At 33.6% G+C, this 14,929-nt stretch carries 15 protein-coding genes and 1 other annotated feature; all 15 genes read left to right on the plus strand.

Features of this window, described 5'->3' with window-relative positions; translation table 11 throughout:
* Window positions 1-119: EF-Tu C-terminal domain-related protein (locus NSA23_RS16180; RefSeq protein ID WP_257490783.1), on the plus strand; the 119-nt coding region annotated here is incomplete at its 5' end.
* Window positions 120-375: 256 nt separating this feature from the next.
* Window positions 376-525, plus strand: a complete 150-nt coding sequence (gene rpmG, locus NSA23_RS16185) for a 50S ribosomal protein L33 (protein ID WP_042682377.1) — start codon at window positions 376-378, stop codon at window positions 523-525.
* A gap of 33 nt (window positions 526-558) precedes the next feature.
* A complete protein-coding gene (gene secE, locus NSA23_RS16190) occupies window positions 559-765 on the plus strand; it encodes a preprotein translocase subunit SecE (protein WP_042682375.1) in 207 nt (68 codons plus the stop codon).
* A gap of 47 nt (window positions 766-812) precedes the next feature.
* The gene (gene nusG, locus NSA23_RS16195; RefSeq protein WP_246119216.1) at window positions 813-1,373 is read left to right on the plus strand and encodes a transcription termination/antitermination protein NusG; all 561 of its coding nucleotides are present in this window, start codon (window positions 813-815) and stop codon (window positions 1,371-1,373) included.
* 98 nt (window positions 1,374-1,471) lie between these two features.
* A complete protein-coding gene (gene rplK / locus NSA23_RS16200; protein ID WP_042682373.1) occupies window positions 1,472-1,897 on the plus strand; it encodes a 50S ribosomal protein L11 in 426 nt (141 codons plus the stop codon).
* A 66-nt stretch (window positions 1,898-1,963) separates the two neighbouring features.
* Window positions 1,964-2,686, plus strand: a complete 723-nt coding sequence (rplA, locus tag NSA23_RS16205) for a 50S ribosomal protein L1 (protein ID WP_042682371.1) — start codon at window positions 1,964-1,966, stop codon at window positions 2,684-2,686.
* Window positions 2,687-2,702: 16 nt separating this feature from the next.
* Window positions 2,703-2,849: a sequence feature (ribosomal protein L10 leader region), on the plus strand.
* A 19-nt stretch (window positions 2,850-2,868) separates the two neighbouring features.
* Window positions 2,869-3,405, plus strand: a complete 537-nt coding sequence (gene rplJ / locus NSA23_RS16210; RefSeq protein WP_042682369.1) for a 50S ribosomal protein L10 — start codon at window positions 2,869-2,871, stop codon at window positions 3,403-3,405.
* Between the two features lie 33 nt (window positions 3,406-3,438).
* Window positions 3,439-3,822 (plus strand): 50S ribosomal protein L7/L12, encoded by a 384-nt coding sequence (rplL, locus tag NSA23_RS16215; RefSeq protein WP_042682365.1) that lies wholly within the window; start codon window positions 3,439-3,441, stop codon window positions 3,820-3,822.
* Between the two features lie 258 nt (window positions 3,823-4,080).
* Window positions 4,081-7,659 carry a DNA-directed RNA polymerase subunit beta gene (rpoB, locus tag NSA23_RS16220; protein ID WP_081915247.1) on the plus strand — a complete coding sequence of 1,193 codons (3,579 nt, stop codon included), beginning with the start codon at window positions 4,081-4,083 and terminating at the stop codon, window positions 7,657-7,659.
* 61 nt (window positions 7,660-7,720) lie between these two features.
* Entirely contained in the window at window positions 7,721-11,275 is a 3,555-nt protein-coding gene (rpoC, locus tag NSA23_RS16225) for a DNA-directed RNA polymerase subunit beta' (protein WP_187116676.1), read from the plus strand.
* A 110-nt stretch (window positions 11,276-11,385) separates the two neighbouring features.
* Window positions 11,386-11,628: a ribosomal L7Ae/L30e/S12e/Gadd45 family protein gene (locus tag NSA23_RS16230; protein WP_042682361.1), complete on the plus strand. Its 243-nt coding sequence runs from the start codon at window positions 11,386-11,388 to the stop codon at window positions 11,626-11,628.
* A 27-nt stretch (window positions 11,629-11,655) separates the two neighbouring features.
* Complete coding sequence (gene rpsL / locus NSA23_RS16235; protein ID WP_042682359.1) at window positions 11,656-12,072, plus strand: 30S ribosomal protein S12; 417 nt, start codon at window positions 11,656-11,658, stop codon at window positions 12,070-12,072.
* Between the two features lie 120 nt (window positions 12,073-12,192).
* A complete protein-coding gene (gene rpsG, locus NSA23_RS16240) occupies window positions 12,193-12,663 on the plus strand; it encodes a 30S ribosomal protein S7 (RefSeq protein ID WP_075052127.1) in 471 nt (156 codons plus the stop codon).
* 59 nt (window positions 12,664-12,722) lie between these two features.
* A complete protein-coding gene (gene fusA, locus NSA23_RS16245; protein WP_042682353.1) occupies window positions 12,723-14,789 on the plus strand; it encodes an elongation factor G in 2,067 nt (688 codons plus the stop codon).
* A 28-nt stretch (window positions 14,790-14,817) separates the two neighbouring features.
* A partial coding sequence (locus NSA23_RS16250) for a GTP-binding protein (protein ID WP_257490758.1) occupies window positions 14,818-14,929 on the plus strand: 112 nt, incomplete at its 3' end.

Consider the following 14,929-nt stretch of genomic DNA (forward strand, 5'->3'; position numbering starts at 1 on the left):
ACGCTAAATTCACAATTGAACTAATAACACCAATAGCTATAGAAGAAGGATTAAGATTTTCAATTCGTGAAGGTGGAAGAACAGTAGGTTCTGGAGTTGTTACTAATATTATTGCATAAGATGAAAAAAAAGACTGGGTCTTTTTGACCTAGTCTTTTTTCAAGAAAAAATTACAGCAGGTAAATAAATGTTAAAATATTCATTTATTGGGCAAACTCATATATACTATGAGGTTTCTATGTTGTCAAATTTTTTATTGACATAGTATTTGATTTATGATAGTTTATATTAAGTAAAGTAATGGTTTAATAGTGGGTTTCTATATGCGGAATCTACCACATTCATATATACACTTTTATGTAGGAGGTGTCCCTAGTGAGAGACAAGGTAGTAATGGCTTGTACTAAATGCAAACAAAGAAATTATAATACTTCTAAGAATAAAAATCATAATAGTGAAAGACTAGAACTTAAAAAATATTGTAAGTTTTGTAAGGAACATACATTACACAAAGAAACTAGGTAATGTATAAGAAAAAAAGGTAAGGATGTGAATTAAATGTCTGCTCAAACTAGTTCTAAAAAAGGAAAAGTAGGTACTTATTTTAAAGGGGTAAAAGCTGAAACAAAAAAAGTTATGTGGCCTACTAAAAAAGAAACAATTGACTATATTGGTGTAGTAATATTCATGTGTTTAGTATTTGGATTGGTAGTTTGGGTTTTAGACTTGGGAATCCATCGATTATTATCTTTTATAATAAAGTAATGATATGAAGGAGGGAAGGACCAATACCAAGGAGGGTCCTCGTACTTATGATGGATAGAAATGAAAAAGATGAAAATAGAATAGAGAGATCTAAAAAAGCTAAATGGTATGTAGTTCATACCTATTCTGGCCATGAGAATAAAGTAAAAGCTAATATTGAAAAAATGGTAGAAAATAGAGGAATGAAAGATGATATATTTGAAGTAATAGTTCCTACTGAAGAATATATTGAGGCTAAGTCTGGAAAGAAAAAAGTTAAGGAAAGAAAGATGTTTCCAGGATATGTTATTTTAAAAATGATAATCAATGATGAATCTTGGTATCTAGTTAGAAATACAAGAGGAGTTACCGGATTTGTTGGGCCTGGTTCTAAGCCTGTTCCTCTGTCGGATGAGGAAGTAAGGGCCTTAGGCGTTCAAGATACAATTCTACCTAATATTGATTTAGAAGAAGGAAATGCAGTAAAAGTTATATCAGGTCCTTTTGAAAATTTCATGGGAACTGTTGAAAATGTAAACCTAGAAAAGAAAAAAGTAAAAGTTTTTGTTTCTATGTTTGGAAGAGAAACACTTGTGGAGCTAGATTTTGACCAGATAGAAAAACTTTAAATAAGTTTATAAAAGCTAATAGGCTTTTTTAAATAGATCTGTTTTAGGTGGGAGGGACTATCCCGCAATACCACAGAATAATGAGGAGGTGGAATTCAATGGCAAAGAAAGTCATAGCCGTAGTTAAACTACAAATTCCAGCAGGAAAGGCAACACCAGCACCACCAGTAGGTACAGCATTAGGACCTCATGGTGTAAATATTATGCAATTTACAAAAGAATTTAATGCGAAGACTGCAGATCAAGCTGGTATGATAATTCCAGTTGTTCTTACAGTTTATCAAGATAGATCATTTACTTTTATCACAAAGACTCCACCTGCATCAGTTTTATTAAAGAAAGCTGTTGGGGTTGAATTAGGTTCTGGAGAACCAAATAAAACTAAGGTTGCTAAAATTTCAAAAGATAAAGTAAAAGAAATTGCAGAAATAAAGATGCCTGATTTAAATGCAGGTAGTATTGAAGCTGCTATGAGAATGGTAGAAGGAACTGCAAGAAGTATGGGAATTGTAGTTGAAGAATAATTTATTGAAGAAAATATAAAATTAAGTGGGAGGGTTTTCCGCTAAAACCACTAGGAGGTATGTTTTATGGCAAAGAGAGGTAAGAAATATCAAGAAAGTATTAAGCTTATAGATAGGCATAAATACTATGAACCAGTAGAAGCTATTGAGCTTATTCAGAAAACTGCAAAAGCAAATTTTGATGAGACAGTAGAGCTTTCAGTAAGACTTGGAGTAGATCCAAAACATGCAGATCAACAAGTTAGAGGTGCAGTGGTTTTACCTCATGGAACTGGTAAAACAAGAAAGGTTCTAGTATTCGCAAAAGGAGACAAAGTTAAAGAGGCAGAAGATGCAGGAGCAGACTACGTTGGAAGCGATGAATATGTAGAGAAGATTCAAAAAGAAAATTGGTTTGACTTTGATGTAGTAGTTGCAACACCTGATATGATGAGTGTTGTTGGAAGATTAGGAAGAGTGTTAGGTCCTAAAGGATTGATGCCAAATCCAAAATCAGGTACAGTTACTTTTGAAGTTGGAAAGGCTGTTGATGAAATAAAAGCTGGGAAAGTTGAATATAGAGTTGACAAAAGCAGTATAATTAATGTTCCTATAGGAAAAGTTTCTTTTGGAACAAAGAAACTAAGACAAAATTTTGCAACTATTATGGATGCTATAATTAAAGCTAAACCAGCATCAGCAAAGGGTAAATATTTAAAGAATGTTGCATTATCTAGCACTATGGGACCAGGAGTTAAAATAAGTTCCCAAAGAATTATAGATGCACTTGTTGACGATGAAGATAAATAATGGTATAATACTTATCGTTAATTAAATATAGTTGCCGTAGACAGTAGGAGCTTATGAGCTTAAATATTCCTACCGAGGTGAGAATTTTGATTGATTAGATAATTTATATAACTAGGAAATCAATGTCTCTCTGTGTCTGCGGAGAGACTTTTTATATGGGCATCTTTAAGGAGGTGAAGCTTGTGAGAGAACAAGTACTTCAAGGAAAGAAAGAGATAATAGAAGAGATAAAAGAAAAGGTGGATAAAGCTCAATCAGTAGTTCTAGTAGATTATAGAGGACTAAAAGTTGATGAATTGGACGAGTTAAGAAGTAAATGTAGAGAAGCAGGAGTAGATTATAAAGTATATAAAAATACTTTAATGAGATTTGCTTTTAAAGACTCAGGATTTGAAGGCTTTAATGAATTTTTAACTGGTCCAAATGCAATAGCTTTTGGGTATGATGATCCAGTGAAAGCAGCTAAAATTACTCATGAATTTTCAAAAGACCATGATAATTTAGAAGTAAAGGCTGGTATAGTTGATGGTAATATAATAGGTTTAGATGAAATTAAAGAATTAGCAAATCTACCATCAAAAGAAGTACTTATTGCACAAACTCTTGGAGGATTAAATGGTCCAATTTCAGGATTTGTCAATGTGCTACAAGGAAATATCAGAAATCTTGTATATGCATTAAATGCGATTAAAGAAGATAAAGAAGCGCAAGAAGCTTAATAAAACAAAAAACTTTATGGAGGGATTTTAAAAATGGCAAGTGAAAAAGTTCAAAATTTAATTGAAGAAGTAAAGAATCTTACTGTTCTAGAACTATCAGAATTAGTTAAAGAATTAGAAGAAGAATTTGGAGTAAGTGCTCAAGCACCAGTTGCAATGGCAGCAGCACCAGCAGCAGGTGGAGCAGCACCAGCAGCAGAAGAAAAGAGTGAATTTGATGTAGTACTAAAGGAAGTTGGAGCTGAAAAAATCAAAGTTATTAAAGCTGTAAGAGATATTACTAGCTTAGGATTAAAAGAAGCTAAAGAATTAGTAGATTCAGCACCTAAGGCTGTTAAAGAAGGAGTAGCTAAAGAAGAAGCTGAAGAAATTAAAACTAAGCTAGAAGAAGTTGGTGCAACTGTAGAACTAAAGTAATGAACTAAAAAGGCTTTCATCAAAGAGAGCCTTTTTTTTAAACTTCTTTAGATTGTACATAATCAAAAAAATTCTTGACATATTTTAATTTATATGTTAGCATATCTAGATGCATAATAATCGAAGTTATGGAGGGTATGAATAATATATTATTTAAATGGCAATACTATAATATCTGCATTTTAAAAGAATGCCAATAACTACCAAAAGTACATATTGCTTTTGGCTATTTTAGTTTTAATAAGGGGTGAAAAATATATGGTACATCCTGTAACATACGGGAAAGGTGTTAGGATGAGTTATTCAAGGATTGATGAAGTATTGGATTTACCAGATTTAATTGAAGTACAAAAAAGCTCTTATGAATGGTTTATAAAAGAGGGATTGAAAGAGGTATTTGAAGACATATCTCCTATCCAAGACTATACAGGCAATCTAATACTAGAATTTGTAGACTATTATATATCGGAAGATCCAAAATATACTGAAGATGAAGCAAGAGAAAGAGATGCAAATTATTCAGCTCCATTAAAAGTAAAGGTTAGACTTATCAATAAAGACACTGGAGAAGTAAAAGAACAAGAAGTGTTCATGGGTGATTTCCCTCTAATGACTGAAAAAGGAACATTTATAATCAATGGTGCTGAAAGGGTAGTAGTAAGCCAGCTTGTCAGATCCCCTAGTGTATACTATGATTTTGAAATAGATAAGACTGGGAAAAAACTCTATTCATCAACAGTTATTCCAAATAGAGGTGCATGGCTTGAATATGAAACTGATTCCAATGATATAGTTTATGTTAGGGTTGATAGAACAAGAAAATTGACTATAACCACATTATTAAGGGCATTAGGTTATAGTGGAAATGTAGAAATAATGGAAATTTTAGGAGAGACGGAAGAAGTATTAAAAACTCTAGAAAAAGATAACACAAAAACTGAAGATGAAGCCCTTATAGAAATATATAAAAGACTAAGACCTGGAGAACCACCTACCGTTGATAGTGCAAAATCTCTTATTAATAGTCTATTTTTTGACTCTAAAAGATATGATTTAGCAAAGGTAGGTAGATATAAATTCAATAAAAAACTAGGCCTTAGAAATAGAATTGTAGGAAATGTAACTGCAGAAAGTATCATAGATCCTGAAACTGGAGAAATTCTTTTAGATGAAGGAGAAAAAGTAGATTTAGATAAAGCTATAGAAATTGAAAACAGTGGAATTAATAAAGTAGATATATTAGTTGGAGAAGATAAAGTTGTACGAGTAGTAGGAAATAACTTTGTTGATGTAGAAGCATTTGATCTTCCTTTTTCTCTTGAAGATTTAGGTCTTAAGGAGAAAGTTTATTATCCCGTTATGAAAGAAATAATAGACAGTTGTGAAGAACCAGATGAATTGAGAGAAGCTATAAAAGATAGAATAAGGGAGATATCTCCAAAAAATATTATTAAAGACGATATTATAGCAAGTATTAGTTATGAATTTAATTTATTTTTTGGAGTGGGGAACACAGATGATATAGATCACTTAGGAAATAGAAGACTTCGCTCAGTTGGTGAGCTCCTTCAAAACCAATTTAGAATTGGTCTATCTAGAATGGAAAGAGTAGTTAGAGAAAGAATGACTATTCAAGATATAGATGTAGCAACCCCTCAAGCTCTTATAAATATAAGACCTGTAGTAGCTTCTATCAAGGAATTTTTTGGTAGCAGTCAATTATCACAATTTATGGATCAAACTAATCCATTAGCAGAATTAACTCATAAAAGAAGAATGTCCGCATTAGGACCAGGTGGACTTAGCAGAGATAGGGCAGGATTTGAAGTTAGGGACGTTCATCATTCCCACTATGGAAGAATGTGTCCTATTGAAACGCCAGAAGGACCTAATATAGGTTTGATCACTTCACTTACAACTTATGCAAGAATAAATGAATATGGATTTATTGAAGTACCCTATAGAAAAGTAGATAAAAAAAGAGGTGTTGTAACTGAAGAGATTGAGTATTTAACAGCAGATCTAGAAGATGGTTTTATTATAGCTCAATCTAATGAAGAATTAGATGAAGAGGGTAAATTTATAAATAAGAGAGTAATAGCAAGGGGTAAAAATGGAGTTATAGATATATTCCCTAGCAAAGATGTAAGTTACATGGATGTTTCACCAAAGCAAATAGTTTCTGTAGGTACTGCTATGATTCCTTTCTTGGAAAATGATGATGCTAATAGAGCTTTGATGGGAGCTAATATGCAGCGTCAAGCAGTTCCACTACTAAAAGCTGAATCTCCAATTATAGGTACAGGGATAGAATATAAGGCGGCAAGAGATTCAGGAGTAGTAGTTATAGCTAGAAATAGTGGCCTTGTAGAAAAAGTATCTTCTGATGAGATATTAGTAAGAAGAGATGAAGATGGAAAAATAGATAGATATAGATTACTTAAATTTAAGCGTTCCAATCAAGGAACTTGCATAAATCAAAGACCTATAGTTGAAAAAGGTGAAAGAGTAAACGAAGGTACAGTTATTGCTGATGGACCAAGTACGGATATGGGAGAAATAGCTCTTGGGAAAAATCTATTAGTAGCTTTTATGACTTGGGAAGGATATAACTATGAAGATGCCATACTTATAAGTGAAAAAGCAGTAAAAAATGATATATTGACATCTGTCCACATAGAAGAATATGAATCAGAAGCGAGAGATACAAAACTAGGACCTGAGGAGATTACTAGAGATATTCCAAATGTTGGAGAAGATATGCTGAAAGATCTAGATGAAAGAGGTATAGTGCGAATTGGTGCTGAAGTTAAGTCCGGAGATATTTTAGTAGGAAAAGTAACTCCAAAAGGTGAAACAGAACTTACAGCAGAAGAAAGGCTTTTAAGAGCTATTTTCGGAGAAAAAGCTAGAGAGGTTAGAGATACTTCTTTAAGAGTGCCTCATGGAGAAACTGGAATAGTTGTAGATGTTAAAATATTTACTAGAGAAAATGGAGATGAACTTCCACCAGGTGTAAATCAAATGGTGAGAGTTTATGTAGCTACTAAGAGAAAGATTAATGTAGGAGATAAAATGTGTGGACGTCATGGAAATAAAGGTGTAGTTTCAAGAATTCTTCCTGAAGAAGATATGCCTTATTTACCTGATGGTACGCCAGTAGAGATAGTATTGAATCCATTAGGAGTTCCTTCACGTATGAACTTGGGGCAGGTTTTAGAAGTGCATTTAGGGTTAGCAGCTAAAAAATTAGGTTGGAAAGTAGCTACACCAGTATTTGACGGTGCAAATGAACAAGATATAATAGATGCACTTACTGAAGCAGGATATCCTGCAAATGGTAAAATAATGCTAAGAGACGGGCGTACAGGAGAATATTTCAACAATTCTGTTACAGTAGGATATATGTATATGTTGAAACTTCATCATCTTGTTGATGATAAGATTCACGCAAGAAGTACAGGACCATATTCACTAGTAACTCAACAACCATTAGGTGGAAAGGCACAGTTTGGTGGACAAAGATTTGGAGAGATGGAGGTTTGGGCATTGGAAGCTTATGGTGCTTCTCATACTCTACAAGAGATACTAACTGTGAAATCTGATGATGTAGTTGGACGTGTAAAAACTTATGAAGCAATAGTGAAAGGAGAAAATATACCAGAACCTGGAGTACCAGAATCATTTAAAGTACTAATAAAAGAACTGCAAAGTTTAGCTCTTGATGTAAAAGTTCTTACAGAAGAGGATACAGAAATTGAAATAAAAGAATCGGTAGATGATGATATTGCAGACTTAGAAATGATTGGGGAAGAAGAAGTGGAAGAAAGTAAATAAGATTGTTGCGTTTTTTAAAAGTGAAGGTGTTTTTTAAGGAAATAATGTCTAAAACTTTACTATGGAAGGGAGAGAAAGCTCCTTGTTTGAACTTAACAATTTTGATTCAATAAAAATTGGCTTAGCTTCTCCAGAAAAAATTAGGCAATGGTCAAAAGGAGAAGTAAAGAAACCAGAAACAATAAATTATAGAACTTTAAAGCCTGAAAAAGAAGGATTATTTTGTGAAAAAATATTTGGTCCAACAAAGGATTGGGAATGTCATTGTGGTAAATATAAGAGAGTAAGATATAAAGGTGTAGTATGTGATAGATGTGGTGTGGAAGTAACTAAAGCTAAGGTCAGAAGAGAGAGAATGGGGCATATTGAATTAGCTGCCCCAGTATCCCATATATGGTATTTTAAAGGAATACCTAGTAGAATGGGGCTTATGCTTGATATGTCACCACGAGCATTAGAAAGAGTTCTTTATTTTGCATCCTATATAGTAATAGAACCAGGCGAAACTCCATTGTCCCAAAAACAATTATTAACAGAAGCAGAATATAGGGAATCATTAGATAAGTATGGAAATGAATTTATGGCAATGATGGGAGCAGAAGCTATACAAGAGCTTCTTAAGAGAATAGATTTAGATAAAGAGGCAAAAGATTTGAGGATGCAACTAAAAGAAGCGACTGGACAAAAAAGGGTTAGGATTATTAGAAGACTTGAAGTTGTAGAAGCATTTAGAAAATCAGGTAATCAACCAGAGTGGATGATACTAGATGTAATACCAGTTATACCACCAGATTTAAGGCCTATGGTACAACTAGATGGAGGAAGATTTGCGACTTCCGATTTAAATGATTTATATAGAAGAGTAATTAATAGAAATAATAGACTTAAAAGACTTTTAGATCTAGGAGCTCCTGACATTATAGTTAGAAATGAAAAAAGAATGCTTCAAGAAGCGGTAGATGCATTGATTGACAATGGAAGAAGGGGCAGGCCAGTTACAGGCCCAGGAAATAGACCTCTTAAATCTCTATCAGATATGCTGAAAGGGAAGCAGGGTAGATTTAGACAGAATCTACTTGGAAAAAGAGTTGACTATTCTGGAAGGTCAGTAATAGTTGTAGGGCCAGAGCTTAGTTTTTATCAATGCGGACTACCTAAAAAAATGGCCTTAGAATTATTTAAGCCTTTTGTAATGAAAAAATTAGTAGAGGAAGAATATGCACATAATATAAAAAGTGCTAAGAGAATGGTAGAACGAGTTAAACCTATAGTATGGGATGTATTGGATGCTGTTATCAAAGACCATCCAGTACTATTAAATCGTGCTCCAACTCTTCATAGACTTGGTATTCAAGCTTTTGAACCAGTATTAGTAGAGGGTAAGGCTATAAAACTTCACCCATTAGTTTGTACAGCTTATAATGCAGACTTTGATGGTGACCAAATGGCTGTCCATGTACCTCTTTCAATGGAAGCACAAGCAGAGGCAAGACTTTTAATGCTTTCAGTAAATAATATATTGGCATTAAAAGATGGTAAACCAATAACTACTCCTACACAAGATATGGTATTAGGAAGTTATTATCTAACTGTAGAAGGAGATAAGAAAAAGGGAGAAGGCAAGACATTTAAAGACTATGAAGAAATGCTTCTTGCATATTATAATAATAAAATTGGGGTGCATTCTAAAGTAAAAATAAGAAGAAAACTAGATGAAAATGACCATGGAAAACTTGTTGAAAGCACAGTAGGAAGGTTTATTTTCAATGAAAATATTCCACAGGATCTAGGTTATGTAAATAGAGATGAAGATAAGTATTCTCTTGAAATAGATAGAGTAGTAGATAAAGGTACGTTAGGAAAAATAATTGAAAAATGTTATAGAAGACATGGCAATACAGTAACTGCTACAGTTCTCGATCATATAAAAGAAGTAGGATATCATTATTCAACTATAGGTGCAGTAACAGTTAGTATGGGAGATATAACAGTACCTGCTAAAAAACCGGAACTTATAGCAAAAGCTGAAGAAAAAGTAGATAAATTTGAAAAATCCTATAGAAGAGGACTTATTTCAGATGAAGAAAGATATGAAAAAGTAATAGAAGTATGGACTGAAACTACAGATGAATTGACTAAAGAACTAATGGAAGGGCTAGATAGGTTAAATAATGTATATATAATGGCTAACTCAGGAGCTAGAGGAAGTAAAAACCAAATAAGACAGCTTGCAGGTATGCGTGGTCTTATGGCAAATGCTTCAGGTAAGACAGTAGAAATCCCTATAAAAGCTAACTTCCGTGAAGGACTAAGTGTATTAGAGTTCTTTATATCTACTCATGGTTCAAGAAAAGGTCTTGCTGATACCGCTCTTAGAACGGCAGATTCAGGATATTTAACAAGAAGACTTGTAGATGTAAGTCAAGATGTTATAGTAAGAGAAGAAGATTGTGAAACAGATCAATATATGGTTGCAAAAGACTTTAAAGATGGAAAAGAAGTAATAGAAGAATTAAGAGATAGGATTATTGGAAGATATCCATTTGAGGATATAAAAGATCCAAATACTGGAGAAGTATTAGCTAGAAAAGATGAATTAATATCAGAGGATATGGCAGATGAAATAGATAAAGCAGGAATTAAACAAGTAAAAGTAAGAACGGTACTTGGATGTAAGGCTCGCTATGGAGTATGTGCAAAATGCTATGGTAGAAATCTTGCCAATGGTCAGAAAGTAAATGTAGGTGAAGCAGTAGGTACTATAGCAGCCCAATCTATAGGAGAGCCAGGAACTCAGCTTACAATGCGTACTTTCCACACTGGTGGAGTTGCAGGAGCAGATATAACTCAAGGTCTTCCAAGGGTTGAGGAGCTATTTGAAGCAAGAAAACCTAAAGGATTGGCTGTAATAACTGAGATTTCTGGAGAAGTCTCTATCAATGATACCAAGAAGAAAAAAGAAGTAGTAATAACTGCAAAAGATGGAGAATCAAAAAACTATAATATAACCTATGGTTCCAGATTAAAAGTTAGGGATGGGGATTTTGTGGAAGCAGGAGATGAAATAACAGAAGGATCTGTAAATCCTCATGATATATTGAAAATTAAAGGTGTACATGGAGTACAAAATTATATAGTAAAAGAAGTACAAAGAGTATATAGACTTCAAGGTGTAGATATAGATGATAAACATATTGAAATAATAGTTAGACAAATGTTAGGTAAAGTTAAAATAGAAGATTCTGGAGATACAGATTTATTGCCAGGCAGCTTAGTAAGTCTACATGATTTTGAAGATAGAAATATGGAAATAGAAAGTGATGGAGGAAGACCGGCTGTTGGAAGAAGGGCACTTCTTGGAATAACCAAGGCTTCCTTGGCGACAGATTCTTTCTTGTCTGCAGCTTCATTCCAAGAGACTACTAGAGTTCTTACAGAGGCAGCTATAAAAGGTAAAGAAGATCATTTACTAGGACTTAAAGAAAATGTAATAATAGGTAAGCTTATACCAGCTGGTACTGGAATGAGAAGATACAGAAGTGTTGAAGTTTCACCTAATATTGAAGATATTGATGAAGAATTAATTGAAAATGTTGTTGACAGTGAAAAAAACTGATGATAAAATGTATAAGTGTGCAAATATAAGTGGACTCTTAAGAGCTTAAATGTTATGTAGGGATTTTCTCTACATAACATTTAAGATGTTTAAATAAAGGAGGAAGCTTTATGTTATCAAAGTTGAATGATGGGAATAAAATTGTAGGTACGAAACAGGTTAAAAGAGCTGTTTTAAATGGAGACGTGGATATAGTATTTATAGCAAAAGATGCAGAAAATAAAGTAACAAGAGACATAGAAAAACTATGTAATGAAAAATCTGTAGATATAATTTATGTAAATACTATGAAAGAATTAGGTAATGCATGTGGCATTGAAGTTAGTGCAGCAAGTGCTGCACTGTTAAAATAAATATACAATGTAGAAGGAGGTGCCTAGATGCCAACAATTAATCAATTAATAAGAAAAGGCAGAAAAGATGTTTTAGAAAAATCAAAATCACCAGCATTGGGTGTGAATTTCAATTCTCTTAAAAAGAGAACTACTAATGTTAATTCACCACAAAAGAGAGGAGTTTGTACAGCTGTAAAAACTGTTACTCCTAAAAAACCTAACTCAGCTCTAAGAAAAGTTGCGAGGGTTAGGCTTACAAATGGAATGGAAGTTACAGCTTATATTCCAGGAATTGGACACAACTTACAAGAACATAGTGTTGTTTTGGTAAGAGGTGGAAGGGTTAAAGACCTACCAGGTGTTAGATACCATATTGTAAGAGGTGCTCTTGATGCAGCTGGTGTAGAAGATAGAATGCAATCAAGATCTAAATATGGGGCTAAAAAACCTAAGAAGAAATAATTAGTGCTGGAATGCATTGGACTAAATCCATTTATATAGATATGCATTTTGGGCACAGCGGCAAGACATTTTGTCGAGTACCTATGAATATACTATTTTATGGTTAAGGAGGGAAGCGAAGTGCCAAGAAAAGGACATATAATAAAAAGATATGTGATGCCAGATCCATTATATAATGATGAATTAGTTACTAAACTAATAAATCAAGTAATGTTAGATGGCAAGAAGGGTATTTCTCAAAACATTGTATATGGGGCATTTGAATATATGAAAGAACAAACAGGTGAAGAACCTTTAGAAACTTTTTATAAAGCTATGAACAATATAATGCCAGTATTAGAAGTTAAAGGTAGGAGAATTGGAGGAGCAACATACCAAGTTCCAATTGAAGTTAGACCAGAAAGAAGAGAAACACTAGGTCTTCGTTGGCTAGTTAGATATTCAAGAGCTAGAGGCGAAAAAACTATGACTGAAAGATTAGCAAAAGAAATACTAGATGCCGCAAACAATACTGGTGCTAGTGTTAAAAAGAAAGAAGAAACTCATAAAATGGCTGAAGCAAATAAAGCTTTTGCACATTATAGATGGTAATAAAAATAGATAAGAAGATTAAAAAATAAAATGAGATATATACAGAAAGGAGGAGTACTGTGCCTAGAGAATTTTCATTAGATAAAATTCGTAATATAGGTATAATGGCTCATATAGATGCTGGAAAAACTACCACTACAGAAAGAATACTTTTCTATACTGGAAAAATTCATAAACTAGGTGAAACCCATGAAGGTTCAGCACAAATGGACTGGATGGAACAAGAGCAAGAAAGAGGAATTACTATAACCTCTGCAGCTACTACATGTCATTGGAAGGAACACAGGATCAATGTCATAGACACACCAGGACACGTGGACTTTACTGTTGAAGTAGAAAGATCTCTTCGTGTTCTCGATGGTGCAGTAGCACTTTTCTGTGCCAAAGGCGGAGTAGAACCACAATCTGAAACAGTATGGCGTCAAGCAGATAAGTATCATGTACCACGTATGGCTTTCATAAATAAGATGGATATTTTGGGAGCAGACTTTTTTAGAACAGTAAATATGATTGAAGAAAGATTAAATGCTACTCCTGTACCAGTACAATTGCCTATAGGAAAAGAAGATAATTTCCAAGGGGTTGTAGATCTTATAGAAATGAATGCCAGAGTTTATCAAGATGAGCTAGGTTCAAAATTTGAGATAGAAGATATACCAGAAGATATGAAGGATTTAGCAGATGAATATAGAGAAAAAATGCTAGAAAAGATAGCAGAACATGATGATGAACTTATGGTTAAATATCTTGAGGGAGAAGAAATCACTCCTGAGGAGATTAAGAGAGCTATAAGGAAAGCTACAATAAAAGTTGAAATAACTCCAGTTTTATGTGGTTCATCATATAAGAATAGAGGGGTTCAACCATTAATAGATGCGATTGTAGATTATATGCCTTCACCATTAGATATACCACCAATCAAGGGAATAGAAATGGAAACAGATGAAGAAGGCGAAAGGAAATCATCAGATGATGAACCTTTCTCAGCTCTAGCATTTAAAATAATGGCAGATCCTTATGTTGGTAAGCTTGCTTTCTTTAGAGTTTATTCAGGAAGCTTAAAATCAGGAAGTTATGTATATAATTCTGCAACAAAGAAAAAAGAAAGAATAGGAAGAATTCTTTTAATGCATGCTAACAAGAGAGAAGAAGTTGATGAAGTTTATGCTGGAGATATTGCAGCTGCAGTAGGACTTAAAGCTACTGCAACTGGTGATACATTATGTGATGAAGAACATCCAATAATACTTGAATCTATGGAGTTTCCAGAACCTGTAATTGATGTAGCTATTGAACCTAAGACAAAAGCTAGTCAAGAAAAAATGAGTATAGCTTTAACAAAGCTTGCTGAAGAAGACCCAACATTCAAGACTCATACAGATGAAGAAACAGGTCAAACTATAATAGCGGGAATGGGAGAACTTCATTTAGAGATTATAGTAGATAGACTCCTTAGAGAATTCAAGGTAGAGGCAAATGTTGGAAGTCCTCAAGTAGCTTATAAAGAAGGTATTACTACTGAAGCGGAAGCTGAAGGAAAATATGTAAGACAATCTGGAGGACGTGGACAATATGGTCATGTAAAACTTAAAGTTGAACCAAATGAAGGTAAAGGATATGAGTTTGTAAATAAGATAGTTGGAGGAGTAGTTCCTAAAGAATATATACCGGCAGTTGATGAAGGAATTCAAGAAGCAATGCATAGTGGTGTAGTTGGTGGATATCCAGTTCTAGATATGAAAGTTACATTATATGACGGTTCTTATCACGATGTAGACTCATCAGAGATGGCATTTAAGATAGCAGGTTCTATGGGCTTTAAAGAAGCTATGGAAAAAGCTAACCCAGTACTTCTAGAACCAATTATGAAAGTAGAAGTAACAGTTCCAGAAGAATATATGGGAGATGTAATAGGAGATATTAATTCTAGACGTGGTAGAATCGAGGGAATGGAAAGCAGAAATGGACTTCAGGTAATAGATGGATATGTTCCATTAGCAGAAATGTTTGGTTATGCAACTGACCTTAGATCAAATACACAGGGTAGAGGTAATTATACAATGCAATTTGATCATTATGAGCCAGTACCAAATAGTATAGCTGAAAAAATATTAGGAGATAAATAAATTATTTCTTATATAAGGAGGAAGTAAAATGGGAAAAGCAAAATTTGAGAGAACAAAACCACATATTAATATTGGAACAATAGGTCACGTAGACCATGGTAAAACAACATTAACAGCAGCAATAACAACAGTTCTAAACA

Source organism: Anaerosalibacter massiliensis, from assembly GCF_024623155.1.
GTDB lineage: Bacteria > Bacillota > Clostridia > Tissierellales > Sporanaerobacteraceae > Anaerosalibacter > Anaerosalibacter massiliensis.